Origin of the sequence: Peristeroidobacter agariperforans (assembly GCF_004138335.1) — a bacterium.
Classification (GTDB): domain Bacteria; phylum Pseudomonadota; class Gammaproteobacteria; order Steroidobacterales; family Steroidobacteraceae; genus Steroidobacter; species Steroidobacter agariperforans.
In genome coordinates, this window is sequence record NZ_RYFW01000004.1 from 385,998 (window position 1) to 401,343 (window position 15,346).

The window sequence follows — 15,346 nt, forward strand, 5'->3', positions numbered from 1 at the left end:
GAAATCATCATACGTGCCGCTCGCGCCTCGGACGGTTCGACGCGAATAACTCCATCGAGGGCGTGAGTGGGCTGTGAGAAGTCGCTTTGCAATGCTGTTGTCCGTTGTCTGTGGTGCGGCGAGCGTGCTGTTCGCCGCCGCCACGGCGCTGGCGCATTCGGTCAGCGAACAGGCGCAGCAACGCATGTTGATCGGCGGCTTCGCCGATGCAGCGTGGATCGGCGCCGAGCACATGCTCACTGGCTACGATCACCTGTTGTTCCTGTTGGGCGTGATGCTGTTTCTGGCGCGCTTCAGTCAGATCGTCGTGTTCATCACGGCGTTCACGGCGGGCCACACGATCACGCTGCTGTTCGCGACGTTGGCGGGCATCACTGCCAATCCGTACCTGGTCGATGCGGTGATCGCACTGACCGTGACTTACAAAGCCATCGAGAACCTCGATTTGTTTCGCCGCTGGTTCGGCCGGCCGGCGCCGAATCTGCTGTTCATGGTGTTCGTGTTCGGCCTGATCCACGGCTTCGGCTTGTCGACCCGCCTGCAGCAGATGACGCTGGCGAAGGATCCGGAGCTGGTGACCAAGATCATCGCGTTCAATGTCGGCGTCGAATTCGGTCAGATTGCCGCGCTGGCGTTGATGACTGCAGTCGTCAAAGTCTGGCGCACGAGCACGGCTTTCCCGGCAATCACGCGCGTGACCAATGGCGCGTTGATCGCGGCAAGCGCGGTGCTGCTGGGTCTGCAAGTTCATGGCTACGTCACATCGTCCGCTGTGGCTTCCTTGCCGTCGTGATGGAGAACGCTCTTGGCAGTCGATAACTCGAAGAACGTGTTGCGATGGGCGGTGGCCTGCGGGCTTGCAATGGTGTCGTTCGGCGCGGCGGCGGAGACGATCGACGAGGTCGTCGTCAAGGGTCAGCTGCTTCGGCCCGAGGAGTCGGCGTTCAGCGCGACTGTGTTGGACAACGTGGCGATTCGCGAGCAGGCGCTGGCCGATGTCGACGAGCTGTTTCGCTTCGTGCCCGGCATGGTCGTGCGCGACCTGCAGCTCGGCTCGGTCGCCAGCAACATCGTGATTCGCGGCTTCGGCAGCGGCGGTCACGGCGGCGATCTTGGCGCCGTCATCGACGGCATTCCGCTCAACGAAGCCATGTCGCACGCCGACGGTTACGTCGATCTGAACACGGTGGTGCCGCTCGAGATCGCATCGTTCAGCGTTTTCAAAGGCCCGGTGTCGGCGCTGTACGGCAACTACAATCGTGGCGGCCTGGTCGATATCCAGACGCGTAAGAGCGGCAACTATGCCGAAGCGGATTTGTCGTTCGGCTCTTATGACACGATGGATTTGCAGGCTGCTTACGGCGCGGCGCACGGCGACACGCAGCAGATCAACCTTGCGGGACAGCTGTTTCGCACTGACAGCTATCGGCCGCAGAGTGAGACTCGGCGCGGCACGTTCTCCGGGCGCTGGTCGGCGAACGTCACGCCAGACCTGCAGGTTGCGCTGTCGTCGCGCTACTTGCAGTCGGAGAGTGACTCTGCGTCGTATCTGACGCAGGCGCAGTTCGAGGCCGATCCTCGCGGCATCGATCCGAACACTCAGAACGACGGCGCGGACAAGCAATTCCTGACGGTTCGCGGCGACGTTAACTATCGGATCAACGACGATCTGAAGCTTCTGACGTTCGCGTACACGACTCAGCAGGACTTCACGCGCTGGTTCTCGCGGCCCATCACTACGACGACTTGGCGGCAGCGTGAAGAAACGTACGATCGCAGCGTCTTTGGCGCTGGCGCCAGCTTGAATGGCATGACGGCGCTGGCATCCATTCCGCTGAGCTACATCGCCGGTGTCGAAACATTCCGCGAGTCCACCGAATACAGGTTCTTCGACGGATTGGATCAGCGCCGTCGCGTGCTGCCCGCACAGTCGAATCGCGAGACCGAGCTCAATAGCGTCTCTGCATTCACCGAGGTGAGGGCGAGCCTGCACCCGCTCGCGCAGCTATCGGTGGGGCTGCGCGCAGATCGTTTCACCGGCGGCTGCGAGCTGCTCGGGGCCGAGACGGGTGCCGACCCCTGCAATGCTCTCAACGACGCCGAGCATGCCAGCCCGAAGGTAGGTTTGAATTCGCAATTGACCGAGTGGTTGCAGCTGCGCGCCAGCTGGGCTGAAGGCTTTGCGCTGCCGAACGGATTCGTGAAATACGCCATCGGTGGCCAGCCGCTCGATGAGAACGTGTTCCGACAGACCGAGATCGGCATGCGTTTCGCGGCCGCCGACGTGTTCGAGATCGACATCGCCGGGTATCGTTTGAAGTCGACCGGCGAAGTGCGCACGGTGTCGCCAGGCGTTTACGAGAACTACGGCGCGACCTTGCGTGAAGGCATCGAGGCGAGCGCGAAATGGGCGCCGGTCGAGAGCTTCGAGCTGAGCGCAGTCTATGGGATCACGGACACCGAAGTGGAGCAGAACGCGAACGCTCGCCTCTTGGGCTTGGCCGTGCCTGGTGTGCCGGAAACTTCCGGCAGCCTCGAAGCGACCTATCGTCCGTTCGCGAACTGGAGCATCGACGCATTCTGGCGTTACGTCGGCGAGTACCAGGTCGATGCGCTCAACACGTTGCAGGCAGAGAGCTACGACCTGCTCGATCTCGCGGTTTCGTATGCAAACCGTGGCGAGCGTAACTATCGCGTTTACGCCCGGCTCGACAATGCCACAGACGAGAAGTACGCCACGTCGGTGTCGGTCATCGGCGGCCAGCTCTTGTTCGCTCCGGGATCGCCGCGCACTGTGCGCGCCGGCATTCAGTTCGATTTCTAATGAGATAGGGATATGTTCGCCAGATCACGCCAGCTGATTCTCTGCGCGATGCTCACGTGCTGTGCCTCCAGTGCAATGGCGCACACGGTGTGGCTCGAGTCCCTGCCGCAGACGCCGGGCGAATTCCGGGTTTTTTTCGGCGGTCATGCCGGCAAGCTCGAGACGTACCAGCCGGAGAAGATCAAGCAGATCGACGCGCTCGACGAGCAGGGCAAGAAACTCGCCCTCGAGCAAGAGGTGACCGCCGATGGCGTGCGCCTGCACGTTGCGGGCTCGCCAGTGTTGATCTCCATGCACTTCGACAACGGCATTCATTCGCGACCGCCGACAGGGCGGAGCGTCGAGAAGCCGATGAACGAAGTACCAGGCGCCACGCGCGCGACCTACGCCGTCAAATATCACAAGACGGTCGTGGAGTGGGCGCCGCTGGTGACCAGGATGCTCGGTCAGCCGTTCGAGGTCATTCCTTTGTCGGCGCAGCAGCCGGTGGCCGGTCAGCCGTTCCGCGTTCGCGTGCTCCAGGATGGCAAGCCCGTCGCCGGTGTGAAGCTGGGCCATGGCGAGGAAGGGACGGCGGCAGATCCAGTCACCGATGCCGAGGGTATCGCGGCTTTCGTGCCGAAGCAGGGTTTCAACAGGCTGTGGGCCGGCAAACGCATTGCCGTCGCTGGCAACCCCCGATATACGGAGCTGAGCTATGAATATTCCTTTGGGTTCGATGCGAAGTGAGTGGTTCGCGTGCCTGCTGTTGCTGCTGCCGGGCCTGGCGGCGGCGCACGGTCTGTTGCTCGACGCCAAGCACGTCGCCGATAAGATCGAAGGCACGGTGTACTACTCGAACGGCGAACTGGCCGTGCGCGAGTCCGTCGAGCTGCTCGATCTGTCGACTCAGAGCGCGACTGCCGTTACGGGCGAGACCGACGATGCCGGCAAGTTCAGTTTTCCGGTCGTGGACGGTCATCGCTATCGCGTCTCCGCCTATGCCGCCGAAGGGCACGGTGTGGATATCGAGATCGACGCCCGCGCGAACGCGCGCCCGGAACTCATCGAGATGACAGCTGCGGCTGAAGAACAATCCTGGATGCCGCCGGCGTGGGCGGTCATCGGCTTCCTGTTGCTCGCATCGCTCGTGCCGGTCGTGGTCACACGCCGGCGTGCTGCGGCCGGCTCGGCCGCGAATCGATAATCACTGCGCGCGCTTCGCGCCCAGCCATTCCCCGTTCCGGAACGAAAGATATACCGTGCTCCACAGCTGAGCTGCGTTCGATTCGTCCGCGTGCGTGTTGTGTTGTCCGAACGCCTCGGCACGATACTGACCATTCGCAAACGACCACGTCCAAAGCTCCGAAGAGCGCAGCGCGTTGGTGGCATCGATCGCCTTCCAGAGCTGAGCGCGCGCCGTCTGCAATTGCGTGCGAAGCTCTGCTGACAAATCATTTCGCGCCAGCTGACGACTGAGCCCAGCCGCGAGCACCGCTTGCTGCCAGGACCAGACAACTGTGCCGTGATAGGCCGAGTTGCCGAACCGAGACTGCGTGTCTCGATCGGCAAACGCAGGATTGGCCACCAGCAAGCCGGCCGGCGTCATCAGCCCCGCTGGAAACGGACGCATGATCGCGTCGATCGAGCGTTGCAGTTGTGCAGCCGTCGGCTGAGTGAACAACAGCGCGAAGCCATCGTCGGAGTGCATGATGGGAATCGGTTGGCCATTGGCGTCGAGCGACAGTGCATTGAACGTCAAAGACTGCTCGCGCAGGCCGCTGTCGAGCGCGGCGAGCGGCTGCTTGGCGTCTACGCCGATTGCTGATGCATAAGCGGATACCTGGTCTCGTGCCAGCTTCGCAGGTAACGTCACTACGAACATCGGTGGCGCCTTGCTGGACCAGACGTCGTGCTGAGTTCCTGCCTTTTGCAGCGTGCGGCGTTGAGCGTCGCTCAGATAAGTGTCGATCAAGCCACTCTCGAGCAGACGATCGATCGCGTCGAGCGCGGCTGGAACGAAGACGGCGTTCACGTCGTAAGCGTAACGCCCGCGGCCCAGGCCTTCCTCGCTATCTCGCCACTGCCCCGTCATGCGACCTTCCTTGAAGCCAACGAGATTCGCGGGCTTGGGATTCGCAGCGAAGGCGGCGCTACGCCCCACCACCCAAGTCAAGTTCTTCACGAGCGCATCGCCTTGTCGCTGGCCGGCGGCGTTCTTCTGCGAGAGGAACTTGGGCGCGCGTGTCCGGCCTTCGTTCTCCAGCAGCCAATCGGCGGTCAGAGGCGCGAGCATGAAGTCGTCATCGACCATTCCGTAGTCGTAGATCGGCGTGTCGACCTTGCCGCGACCTTCTTTGACGTTGCGAAGTACGGCGAACTCACCAATATCTTCTTCGTGCGCGACCTCGCCGTTCGGGGCGAGCCGAGTGAGAACTGCTCCGATGCCGCTCTCGATCGCCAGGTGCTGCAGGACTGGAGCGAGCAGCGTCAATGACATCAAGCTGTCGCGGCCGAAGTAAGTGTCGAAGCGCCACGAGCCGGCGAGGTACTTCTCGCGATAGCTCAGAAAGGCGAGGACGTCGCGTGCGCGTGTGTCGCGAGCGGCCGTGGCAGTCAGCAGCGACGTGTTGTCGATGGGGGTTAGAGGGGTCTCGCCGGTCAACGCGACGACTTTCAGTCTGAGCCTGTCGTTCGCGCCAGTAATGGATTCAGTCGAGACTCGCGCGCCGTCGAGTGCTTCGATGGACAGCCGATACCCCGGCGCACCATCGAGCCTGGAGCGCTCCCAAACGATGTGATTGGCGCTGACCTTCGGCTTCGCTGCGACTTCATTCGGCATCGTGCCCAGCGCCTGGTAGTCACGCAGCACGCGCACTGATGACAGCACCGCCTCGTGGATATCGAGTTTGTTGGTATCGACGGTGACTTCCGCTTCGACACCGTGAAGCGGCCGACCTTTCGAATCTTTTTCGTGCGCCGCCGTCGGTTGATTCGAGAGCCGCCACTCGACCGGCTGCTCGCTCTTGCCGAACCAGAGACCCACACCGCTGTTGCCAGCGGGGAAGGCGACGAGGATGCGCGGGTCCGTGCCTGATCGCAGTAACAAGTGCGCAGCCACGGGACCTTCGCGCAAGAAACTGTTGATGTTGAGCCCCTCGTCGATCTGGAAGCGTAAGGAGGGCGGCGAGGCAGGTTGTGTTTGGGCCGTCGCGCAGCTGGCAGTCGCAATGACGCCGGCGATGAATGCAGTGAGGCGAATCATGCGGGCGATGATGCGCCGGCCCGCGATCCGGCGCTATACGTTAGCGGTCACTCGTCGCGCCATGAAATTTATTCAAGCAGCCAGCGACGCAGCAGCTTCGATGTCTCCTCCGGCGCTTCCATCGGCGGCAAATGGCCACACGCAGCGAACACGTAGTACGTCGAGCCTGCAATCTGCCGATGCATTTCCTCGGCATCCTCGGGCGGCGTGAGAATGTCCGAGTCGCCGACAGCGACCAGCGTTGGAACATCGATCGAAGCCAGCAAGGGCCGTGAGTCCGGCCGATTCAAGATGGCGTTCTGTTGGCGCAGGAAAGCATCGCCGCCGACGCGCTTCGCCATGGCCTGGACTTCGGCGCCGATTGGGCCGTGCACGTGCCCGGCGTGAACCAGCTGCGGCAGCATGCGAGTGGTGACGCCGAAGAAGCGCCCGTGCTTGAGCGACTGAATGCCCGCCAATCGTTGCGTCACTCTTTGCGGCGAGTCGAGCGCAGCGCTCGTATCCAACAACGCAAGTCGCGTCACTCGTCGAGGCTGCTGGCGCAGGATCTCAAACGCCACGTAGCCGCCCATCGAGAGCGCGGCCAGTGCGAACCGATCGGGCGCGGCGTCGAGGACGCGTTTGGCCATCGCGCTCAAGCTGTCGTCGAGGGTGAGATCGGGGATGGCCGGCTCGGCAATGTCTTCGAGATCCCGGGCTTGATCGCGCCACAGCCGCTGGTCGCACAACAGGCCGGGCAACAATACGAGAGGCAGTCGTTCTGGCACGGTGAGTTTCCTTTGACTCAGCGTAACGAGCGCGGCGTGCAAGTTGCAAGGCAAGGATCGCCGAATCCTCCGCTGTCGGCGCACACACCTGGCGTCTGCCCGAAGTTTGATGCAGACATTGCATCGGTCGATCCAACATTGACAATTGCTCGCATCGGCGCGGGCGTGATAGATGCCTTCGCCATGAAGCGCACACCCCTGGATCGTTTGCTGTTCTCGACGTTATTTCTAGCGGCAACGGCTCAGGCTGACGCACAGCCCACCCAGGTCCTCCCCTTGAGCGCCACGGGCGAGGATGGAGAGACACCCGTCTACTGGGATTTTCGCCTCGACCAAGGAAGAGGTGCGGGCGAGTGGCGGCCGATACCCGTGCCCTCGAATTGGGAGCTGCAGGGCTTCGGGGCCTATCTGTACGGCGTGCACGTTCGTGGCAAGCCCGACAGCGACGCTGCGATTCCGAAGGAGCGCGGCGAATATCGCCGCGAGTTCACGTTGCCTGCGCAGTGGCGGGATCAGCAAGTGCGCATCGTGTTCGAAGGAGTGATGACGGACACCGCCGTACGGGTCAACGGGCAGAGTGCGGGCCCGGTGCATCAAGGAGGATTCTACCGTTTCGAATATGACATCACCGGCCTGGTCCGCTTCGATCAACCGAATCTGCTCGAGGTGCAGGTCGACAAGGAGTCGGCCAATGGTAGTGTCAATCGAGCGGAGCGACGCGGGGACTACTGGACTTTCGGTGGCATTTATCGGCCCGTATGGCTGGAAGCACGACCTGCCCGGCACATCGATCGGCTCGCCGTGGATGCGCGCGCCGATGGATCGCTATATGCGCAAGTTTATTTGGGCGGCGACTCGTCGCCAGGCGAAAGCCTCCAGGGCCGCATTGTCGACGCCGCGGGGCGGGCGGTTACCACTTGGCGTCGCATCGATCAGCCATCGCAGGGCCCTGCGATTCTGCGAGAGCAGGTCTCGAAGCCGAGTACCTGGAGCGCGGAGACCCCTCATTTGTATCGTCTGCAGGTACGTTTCCAGGGTGGGCATGAGCTCGAGACCCGCTTTGGCTTCCGCACTTTCGAGGTGAGACCGCGCGACGGCTTATATCTCAATGGCCGGAAGATCGTATTGAAGGGCGTGAATAGACACAGCTTCAATCCGGAGACCGGTCGCGTCATGAGCCGGGCAAACAGCGTTGCCGATGTTCGCGCCATGAAAGAGGCGAACATGAATGCCGTGCGCATGTCGCATTACCCGCCGGATCCGCATTTTCTAGACACTACCGACGAGCTCGGCTTGTATGTGTTGAACGAGCTCGCCGGGTGGCAGCAGGCATACGACACACCCACGGGCGCGCGCCTCATCGGTCAGATCGTGCGACGGGATGTGAATCATCCCAGCATCCTGTTCTGGGACAACGGCAACGAAGGCGGCTGGAATCGAGAGGTCGACGGCGAGTTCGATCGCTGGGATCCGCAGCGCCGGCCGGTGTTGCACCCCTGGGCCATTCATAGCGGCATCAATACCGATCACTACGAGAACTACGACAGCACGGTGAAGCTGAGCGCCGGTCCTGACATCTTCATGCCGACCGAATTCCTGCACGCCCTTTACGATGGCGGCGCGGGCGCCGGGCTGCACGACTACTGGAAAGTCATGTCATCGAGCCCGACGGTCGGCGGCGGATTTCTCTGGGCATGGGCGGACGAAGGCGTGCGTCGCTCCGACCAGGGTGGCCGCATCGACAGCCAGGAGGATTTTGCGCCGGATGGCATCGTCGGGCCGCACGGTGAGAAGGAGGGGAGCTACTTCACCGTCAAAGAATTGTGGTCGCCGGTGCAGGTCGAGAGCCTGACGCTCACGCCCAAGGGTTTGGCGATGCAGTTGAGCAATCGGTACTCGTTCACCAATCTGCGCGAGACCCGGTTCAGATGGGAGCTCATCAAGCTGCCCGGCGCGGCGACGCCAACCGGCAAGCGCGAGGTTGTGCTCTCCGGCCAGGTGCAGGGTCCAGAACTTGCGGCGGGCTCGAGCAAACAGTGGCAAGTTCCCATCAAGCTCAACGGACGCGCCGATTTCAATGTCGCGCATCTCGCCGCGTTCGATGGCAGCGGCCAGCACTTATGGACCTGGTCCGTCCCCAACAATCGAGACGCCGCAAAGCCGGCGGGCGCAGAAGCATTCTCGTCAGCGACCGCCGAAGCTAATGCGGATACAGTTAAAGTGGTCAGCGCGCCATTCGAGCTGACCTTCTCGCGCGACAGCGGCGTTCTCACCGACATACGCAAGCACGGTCGCAGTTATGCGCTGGGCAATGGTCCGCGCGCATTGGCCTATCGTCGTGAAGGCAAGAAGTTCCTGCCCATCGCGCCAGAGTCGCGGCTCTTGAAGCTGGAAACGCAAGGGCTGGAGCCGGGAGTCATCGCCCGGGGGACCTACGATGGAATCCTGCGCAGCGTTGTATGGTCGCGCGCAGGCGATGCGATTGCTGTCGATTACGAAGTGGCCTGTGAGTGCACCACCACGCTGTTCGGCGTGAGCTTCGACGTGCCAGAAAAATCCGTGCGGCAAAAGCGATGGGTCGGCAACGGGCCGTACCGCGTCTGGCAGAATCGATTGCAGGGAGGGATGCTGGACTTGCATCAGGTGGCGTACAACGCCGCGGTTCCAGGTGAAAGTTATAACTATCCAGAGTTCTCCGGTTACTTTTCCAATTGGCAGTGGCTCACGCTGCAAACCGATTCCGGCGCGATCACGGTCGAGAATGCCAGCGGCATTCCCTACTTTGGTTTGTATCGTCCGCCTGGCGGCGTGCGCCCCATCCTCGAGCTGCCCGATGTGGGCGTCTCGATGCTGTCCGTGATCCCTGCGATGGGCTCCAAGTTCGGCAAGCCCGAACTGTTCGGCCCTCAATCTCAGCCGCGGACGCTCAGCGGCTCGCAGCGGGGGCGGGTTCTGATCTATCTGCAGTGATGTTTCAGTCCTTGACGCGCGTGTCCACCGCAATCCAATTGACTTCCCAGGTCTTGCCGCCGTCATCGGAAAACGACTGTTCGAAGCGGCACGAGTCCGCGGTGATGTCCGACCAGACGTTGCGAACCAGTATGGTTCGGCCTTCGAAGACCTCCTGGTCGTAGAACTCGCCGCGCCCATCCTTGAACTCTCCGACCGTCGGCACGCTCAGAGTACCGCCGCTGGCGTTGGCGGCATTGAGGCTCCACTGGCGGGCCCGAGGGTTATAGAGGCGCAGCGACAGCACGTGGATCGGGCCGTCAGCAGTGTCCAGGGTGAGCTCGGCCAGGTTGGCGCGACCATCCCAAACCTTCCGGACGACCGTGGTCCCCTGAAGCTCCACCCAGGTTGTGGAGCCGGTCAACGGCTTGACCAGACGCTTCAACTGCGTTTTCCACGTGCCGATGGCGAAATCGAAGTCATGCCCCCCATCGCGCCTCTCGGCAGCAGATGGTACGTCCGTTGCCGATGTTCCTGTGTTTTGCTGGGCCATGCCGGGCAATGGCAGCAGCATCAGCGCGAGTGTGCATGTCAGAAGAACGCTGCTGTGAGAGCTCATGCAGACCTCCGCGTCGGTGTGCTCATTATCGAGAGCGTGCCGTAGACTGTGGCCCTTTCAAAGGTCCATTCCCCGTGTCATTCGTAATACCACTTCTAAACGACCGCGAGCCGCTCTCGCGGCAGATCTACCTGTGGTTCCGGCAGGCCATCTTGCGCGACGAAATGAAAAGCAAAGAGCGCCTGCCCTCAACCCGGGAGTTGGCGGAGCATCTGAATGTTTCGCGTACAGTCGTGGTGCTCGCGTATGAGCAGTTGTTGGCCGAGGGATTTGTTCGCGGCCGAGCGGGATCGGGGACCTATGTGGCGGAGGGGCTGGGTATTGGCCGGCCCAGCTCCCGTGCCGGTCGCGCGAGTGTGCAGCTGTCGCGCTACGGTCGGTCGCTGGTTGAAGCTGGGCCGAACATAGCCATTCCCGCCAGGCGGCCGACCTCGCTGCGATTTGATTTCGCCTACGGCCGAAGCGATATCGAACTGTTTCCGTTCGAAACATGGCGTCGCATGTTGCTGCGTCACGCCCGCAAGGCGCCGGTGCGCGAGCTCGATTACGCACCGGCAGCCGGCAGCCTCGCGCTTCGCGAGGCGCTGGCAGTTCACCTGCGTCGCTCTCGAGCGGTGGTGTGCGAGCCATCGCAGGTGATCGTCGTCAGCGGTTCCCAGCAAGCTTTGGATCTGATCGCGCGGGTGCTGGTCGAGCGTGGCGATCGAGTCGCGATGGAGAACCCTTGCTATCAAGGCGGCCGCGAGGTTCTGCGTAGTATCGGCGCTCGGTTGCTGCCAGTTGCGGTCGATGCAGAGGGGCTGAATCCCGCCGCCCTTCCGGAGAAGGCTCGCATCGCGTTGGTGACGCCGTCACATCAGTTTCCGACGGGTGCAATCCTTCCGCTTGCGCGGCGGCTTGCGTTACTCGATTGGGCGAGGCGAACCGACGCTTTGGTGGTCGAGGACGACTACGACGGCGAGTTTCGTTACGAGGAGCAGCCACTGCAATCGCTGCAAGGTTTGGATGCCGACGGACGCGTGATTTATATAGGGACGTTCTCGCGTACCATCTTCCCCGCGCTGCGGATCGGCTATCTCATCGCTCCCAAGTCGCTGACCGCGGTGTTCACGTCAGCCAAATGGCTGTGCGATCGGCACACCGCCACTCTGGAACAGGAAACGTTGGCGGAGTTCATCTCGAGTGGAATGTACGAACGTCATCTGCGTCGCGTTCGGCGGAGGAACGCCGCCCGCCGCAAGGTGATGCTGGACGCGGTCGAACGATATCTCGGCGACCGCGTTCAAGTGACAGGTTATGGTGCCGGCGCTCACGTTGTTCTGTGGTCCCATAGACGCATCGCCGAGCGCGCCGTGGTTGAAGCGGCCGCATCGCTCGGGGTGGGAATCTACGGCATATCTCCGTACTTTCTGACGCAGCCCGCCAGGAACGGTTTCATTCTGGGATATTCGCGCATGAAAGAGGCAGACATCCGCGAGGGTATCCGGCGCTTGCGCCAGGTGCTGTGAGCCACAGAGTTTCGAACCAGGGCCGCTCACGCTTCGTTCTGAAGCAAGACGATGAAGTTGCCGCACGTGTCATCGAAGAATACGAACCTGCTCGATCCCACCTTTTTCGGCTTGCCGCGAAACTTGACGCCCAGGCCCTTCAAGCGTTGGTATTCGGCGGCGACGTCGTTCGTCGATAGTATGGCGGCCGGAAAGACGGCATCGTAAAGCGCCTTTTGCGCCGCCCGTGCCGGTTTGAAGGCGTTCGATTCCAGCACGAGCTCGACGCCCTTGGGACCCTTCGGCGAGGCTACCGTCAGCCACCGGGTGCGGCCGCGACGATCTCGAGACTTCCTGAAGCCCAAGACGCTCGTGTAGAACGCGAGCGCCTTGTCCTGGTCGTCGACCTTGATGATCACATGTCGGATTTGCATCTCGCGCTCACTTCGTCGCACTACGCACTGCCGTCGCCGCCGGCGCGTCGCCGCTCTTCACGTAGCCGCAGGCCTCCACGACCCGACCGTCGCGCACGCGCATGACATTGACACCGCGTACCGACTGCGACATCCCGGGGCCGAAGCGATAGCGCCAGCGAATGAAACCGTGCTCATCGAAAGCGACGATGTCCTCCGCAGTGAACGCGCCGTCGCGGTTGGCCGCCAGCTTCTGCCAGAAGTCCAGGCAAGCGCTGCGTCCGACGTATCGTGTTCCGTCTGGAGCCGGCTCCACGCTCTCCATGACACAGTCTTCGGCGATCAGATCATCGAGCAGCGTCCCATTGTGCTCAATGAAGGCCTGGTTGAAGCGCTGCAGGATTTGTAACGTGTGGGATGGCTGGGCTTTCATGGTCTCTCCTATACTCCTCGTTGGCTGGGAGAGAGTGTGCCGAGGGCCGCCCGGCTGGAATTGATCGAGAGTCCTGAGTTCTTTGCAGCGGCTGGATTTGGATGGATGCACTGACAGAAGCCATGCGCGCCGTGCGCCTCACGAGTGCGCTGTTCTTCAACGGCGAGTTCTCTGCGCCGTGGCGTTTCGCTACGCCGGCGCAGGACAAGGTGGCCCCCATTGTTTCACCCGAGAGTGAGCGGCTCGTTCTGTTTCATCTCGTCACCGACGGAGCAGCCACCGCTCGTGCCGCCGGTCACGATGATGTGGCGCTCACGGCGGGAGACATCGTCGTGTTCCCGCAAGGCGATGCTCACGAGATGTGGAACGGACGAACTTCCAAGCTGTTTCCTGGAGCCCGCCTGTTGCCGCGGCTCGCCAAAGGTGAGCTGGCCGCCGAGAAGTGGGGCGGCACTGGAGCCGTGACGAAGATCATCTGCGGCTACCTGGGTTGCGAACGTCACGCCGAGGGCTCGTTCCTGAGCGGCTTGCCGCCGATTTTCAAGGTCAACGTGCGAAGCAGCCCGGCCGGCGCGTGGATCGAAAGCGCAATACGTCACTGCGTGAGCGAGATCGATCCGCCACGTGCGGGCCGCATGGCGGTGCTCGCGAAGCTGGCCGAGACGCTGTTTGTGGAAACTTTGTGTCGTTACATGGACGAGTTGCCGGCCGAGCGCACCGGCTGGCTCGCCACTGCACGCGATCCGAAAGTGGGGCAGGCGCTTGCCCTGCTGCACCGTGAGCCGGCGCGCGCATGGACGTTGCCCGATCTCGCTCGGGAGAGCGGAACGTCGCGTACCGTGCTGGCCGATCGGTTCGTCCAACTCATGGGTGAATCGCCGCTCGCCTATCTGGCGCGCTGGCGGCTGCAACTCGCTGCGCGCCGCTTGACGACTACCGACCGGAAGGTCCTGCAAGTTGCGTATGACGTAGGTTACGAATCGGAAGCGGCGTTCAGTCGCGCTTTCCGTCGAGAATTCGGAATGCCCCCGGCCCGCTATCGACGGGAGCGCAAAGCGCCAACGGGACACGCGACTTAGAGCGCCCGACTTGCGTCGGCAATTCAAGTTCCGGTAGTCCGTCAGTGACAGCGTGTGCGGATCGGCGGGTGTCGATCCGCGGAACTCCTGCACGCGTCGGAGTATTCCTGGGTTGGAAAGGCGTGACGCCGCAGCGGAGGGCTCCGCTCATGAACTCTGTAACATCCTTCCCAAGGACTTCGTCCGTTCTCCTGCTGGCGGCATCGTTGGTCGCTGGTTCTGGATCGATGGCGGTTGCGCAGCCGCCGAATGAAGAGGAGCCTCCGCCGTCCGCAACACCCGTGCCGCCAGCCGCCGCGCCGCTCGAAGACAAGAAGCTCGATCAGTATGCGGATGCATTCCTGGACATCGAACAGATTCAAGTCGAGGCGTCAGCGCAGCTGGACAAAGCAGAAAATGAAGCGGCTGCCGTGGCCATCAAGGAGAAGGCGGAAGGCGCGATCATCGAGGCCATCGAACGCAGCGGCCTGAAGCTCGACGAATTCAATCAGATCACCGAGGTCGCAGCGTTCGATAACGACGTGCGCCGCAGGATCGCCGATCGTGTCGAGAAGCGCCGGACCATCTGAGGTCTTGCCTGATTACAGACCCTCTCGAGTCGGGGCCTGAAACAGCTCCGCAGTCCGCGTTCGCAGCCAGCGGTTGCGCGGGTCGTGGTGAAACTTGCGGTGCCAGATCTGCCGCAATGGGATTCGCGGCGACGGAAAGGGCAGGCCGACGACGCGAACCTGGGGCGACGCGGCTGAGAAATAATGAGCGAGCGGCTCCGGCACGGTGACCATGAGATCGGATTGCGCAACGATCACCGGGGCGCTGCCGAAGTGGGGCGTAGTCAGCACGACCCGGCGCTGAATGCGCTTGCGCTTCAAGTAACCTTCGATGACTTCTTGGCTGCGGCTCTCGGCTCGCACGACCACGTGCTCCAGCTGCAGAAACTGCTTCAGGTTGAGCTTCTTCGTCGACAGCGGATGGTCGGCGCGCAGCAGGCCGATGAAGCCGTCCGTGAACAGCACCTGCTGAAAGAAATTGTTCTTTTTGAGATCGGGGAAGTAGCCCATCGCCAGATCGACCGTCCCGGACTCCAGCCCGTCAGCGATCTGTGCCGCCGGCAGGCTGACCGCGTTGATGCTCGCTTGAGGCGCGAGCCGGCGAAGGTCCTTGAGCAGCTTCGGAAGAAATACGATCTCGCCCACGTCGGACATGGCCAGCGAGATCGGCCCGGTCAGGGTCGCGGGATCGAAGACCGGCGTCGCGATGATATCGGCGCCGATGCGCCCGAGAATGACGCGTGCCGAGCCGACGACGCTCCGGCCTCGGGGCGTGGGCTGCATGCTGTTGCCGATGCGCACGAATAACGGGTCATCGAAGAAGCTGCGCAGCTTGCCAAGCGCCGCGCTGACCGCAGGCTGACTTCGGCGCAGCTTCACAGCCGCGTCGCTGACGCTGCGGCAGTCATCCAGCGCCACCAGCACGTAAAGCAGATTCAGGTCCAGTTCGCTCATAGAGATGTATCGCCCGGGGTGCTCTATTC

The 15,346-nt window shown here is 62.4% G+C and carries 14 protein-coding genes; 8 read left to right on the forward strand and 6 right to left on the reverse strand.

All coding sequences use genetic code 11. The annotated features are described in order from the left end of the window. The first annotated feature begins 91 nt into the window (after nucleotides 1-91). The 4 genes from EK373_RS27505 to EK373_RS27520 are packed head-to-tail and all read left to right on the forward strand — an operon-like array spanning nucleotide 92 to nucleotide 4,010. On the forward strand, nucleotides 92-793 hold the full coding sequence (locus EK373_RS27505) for a HupE/UreJ family protein (RefSeq protein ID WP_129647782.1): 702 nt from the start codon (nucleotides 92-94) through the stop codon (nucleotides 791-793). 12 nt (nucleotides 794-805) lie between these two features. Continuing rightward, the gene (locus EK373_RS27510; protein ID WP_129647784.1) at nucleotides 806-2,824 is read left to right on the forward strand and encodes a TonB-dependent receptor; all 2,019 of its coding nucleotides are present in this window, start codon (nucleotides 806-808) and stop codon (nucleotides 2,822-2,824) included. A 12-nt stretch (nucleotides 2,825-2,836) separates the two neighbouring features. Next, the gene (locus EK373_RS27515; protein ID WP_129647786.1) at nucleotides 2,837-3,553 is read left to right on the forward strand and encodes a DUF4198 domain-containing protein; all 717 of its coding nucleotides are present in this window, start codon (nucleotides 2,837-2,839) and stop codon (nucleotides 3,551-3,553) included. Continuing rightward, nucleotides 3,522-4,010, forward strand: coding sequence for a carboxypeptidase-like regulatory domain-containing protein (locus EK373_RS27520; protein ID WP_129647788.1), 489 nt, complete (start codon nucleotides 3,522-3,524; stop codon nucleotides 4,008-4,010). The genes EK373_RS27515 and EK373_RS27520 overlap by 32 nt, the downstream gene beginning before the upstream one ends. On the opposite strand, the gene EK373_RS27525 is transcribed toward EK373_RS27520, so the two are convergent. Together EK373_RS27525 and EK373_RS27530 are read right to left on the reverse strand one after the other, a co-directional pair. Continuing rightward, a complete protein-coding gene (locus EK373_RS27525) occupies nucleotides 4,011-6,068 on the reverse strand; it encodes a hypothetical protein (protein ID WP_129647790.1) in 2,058 nt (685 codons plus the stop codon). 68 nt (nucleotides 6,069-6,136) lie between these two features. After that, nucleotides 6,137-6,835 (reverse strand): alpha/beta fold hydrolase, encoded by a 699-nt coding sequence (locus tag EK373_RS27530; protein ID WP_129647793.1) that lies wholly within the window; start codon nucleotides 6,833-6,835, stop codon nucleotides 6,137-6,139. Nucleotides 6,836-7,018: 183 nt separating this feature from the next. Between EK373_RS27530 and EK373_RS27535 the strand changes: the two genes are divergently transcribed. Then, the gene (locus EK373_RS27535) at nucleotides 7,019-9,805 is read left to right on the forward strand and encodes a glycoside hydrolase family 2 protein (protein WP_129647796.1); all 2,787 of its coding nucleotides are present in this window, start codon (nucleotides 7,019-7,021) and stop codon (nucleotides 9,803-9,805) included. 4 nt (nucleotides 9,806-9,809) lie between these two features. On the opposite strand, the gene EK373_RS27540 is transcribed toward EK373_RS27535, so the two are convergent. Continuing rightward, entirely contained in the window at nucleotides 9,810-10,403 is a 594-nt protein-coding gene (locus EK373_RS27540; protein WP_198683695.1) for a hypothetical protein, read from the reverse strand. A 74-nt stretch (nucleotides 10,404-10,477) separates the two neighbouring features. On the opposite strand from EK373_RS27540, the gene pdxR reads away from it, so the two are divergent. Next, nucleotides 10,478-11,911: a MocR-like pyridoxine biosynthesis transcription factor PdxR gene (gene pdxR, locus EK373_RS27545; protein ID WP_129647799.1), complete on the forward strand. Its 1,434-nt coding sequence runs from the start codon at nucleotides 10,478-10,480 to the stop codon at nucleotides 11,909-11,911. Nucleotides 11,912-11,937: 26 nt separating this feature from the next. On the opposite strand, the gene EK373_RS27550 is transcribed toward pdxR, so the two are convergent. Continuing rightward, on the reverse strand, nucleotides 11,938-12,324 hold the full coding sequence (locus EK373_RS27550; protein WP_129647801.1) for a VOC family protein: 387 nt from the start codon (nucleotides 12,322-12,324) through the stop codon (nucleotides 11,938-11,940). A gap of 7 nt (nucleotides 12,325-12,331) precedes the next feature. After that, nucleotides 12,332-12,736, reverse strand: coding sequence for a nuclear transport factor 2 family protein (locus EK373_RS27555; protein WP_129647804.1), 405 nt, complete (start codon nucleotides 12,734-12,736; stop codon nucleotides 12,332-12,334). Nucleotides 12,737-12,837: 101 nt separating this feature from the next. Here EK373_RS27555 and EK373_RS27560 point away from each other — a divergent pair, with 101 nt between their 5' ends. Further along, entirely contained in the window at nucleotides 12,838-13,815 is a 978-nt protein-coding gene (locus EK373_RS27560; protein WP_129647805.1) for an AraC family transcriptional regulator, read from the forward strand. 149 nt (nucleotides 13,816-13,964) lie between these two features. Next, nucleotides 13,965-14,384, forward strand: coding sequence for a DUF4168 domain-containing protein (locus EK373_RS27565; protein ID WP_129647807.1), 420 nt, complete (start codon nucleotides 13,965-13,967; stop codon nucleotides 14,382-14,384). Nucleotides 14,385-14,396: 12 nt separating this feature from the next. On the opposite strand, the gene EK373_RS27570 is transcribed toward EK373_RS27565, so the two are convergent. Beyond that, nucleotides 14,397-15,317 carry a LysR family transcriptional regulator gene (locus tag EK373_RS27570; protein ID WP_129647809.1) on the reverse strand — a complete coding sequence of 307 codons (921 nt, stop codon included), beginning with the start codon at nucleotides 15,315-15,317 and terminating at the stop codon, nucleotides 14,397-14,399. Nucleotides 15,318-15,346: the final 29 nt, after the last annotated feature.

What these genes read in the sequence shown, in the direction of transcription:
- EK373_RS27505 (WP_129647782.1), top strand. Translation starts at nt 92, where the DNA reads ATGCTGTTGTCCGTTGTCTGTGGTGCGGCGAGCGTGCTGTTCGCCGCC.
- EK373_RS27515 (WP_129647786.1), top strand. Translation starts at nt 2,837, where the DNA reads ATGTTCGCCAGATCACGCCAGCTGATTCTCTGCGCGATGCTCACGTGC.
- EK373_RS27520 (WP_129647788.1), top strand. Translation starts at nt 3,522, where the DNA reads ATGAATATTCCTTTGGGTTCGATGCGAAGTGAGTGGTTCGCGTGCCTG.
- EK373_RS27525 (WP_129647790.1), bottom strand. Translation starts at nt 6,068, where the DNA reads ATGATTCGCCTCACTGCATTCATCGCCGGCGTCATTGCGACTGCCAGC.
- EK373_RS27535 (WP_129647796.1), top strand. Translation starts at nt 7,019, where the DNA reads ATGAAGCGCACACCCCTGGATCGTTTGCTGTTCTCGACGTTATTTCTA.
- EK373_RS27540 (WP_198683695.1), bottom strand. Translation starts at nt 10,403, where the DNA reads ATGAGCTCTCACAGCAGCGTTCTTCTGACATGCACACTCGCGCTGATG.
- EK373_RS27550 (WP_129647801.1), bottom strand. Translation starts at nt 12,324, where the DNA reads ATGCAAATCCGACATGTGATCATCAAGGTCGACGACCAGGACAAGGCG.
- EK373_RS27555 (WP_129647804.1), bottom strand. Translation starts at nt 12,736, where the DNA reads ATGAAAGCCCAGCCATCCCACACGTTACAAATCCTGCAGCGCTTCAAC.
- EK373_RS27560 (WP_129647805.1), top strand. Translation starts at nt 12,838, where the DNA reads ATGGATGCACTGACAGAAGCCATGCGCGCCGTGCGCCTCACGAGTGCG.
- EK373_RS27565 (WP_129647807.1), top strand. Translation starts at nt 13,965, where the DNA reads ATGAACTCTGTAACATCCTTCCCAAGGACTTCGTCCGTTCTCCTGCTG.
- EK373_RS27570 (WP_129647809.1), bottom strand. Translation starts at nt 15,317, where the DNA reads ATGAGCGAACTGGACCTGAATCTGCTTTACGTGCTGGTGGCGCTGGAT.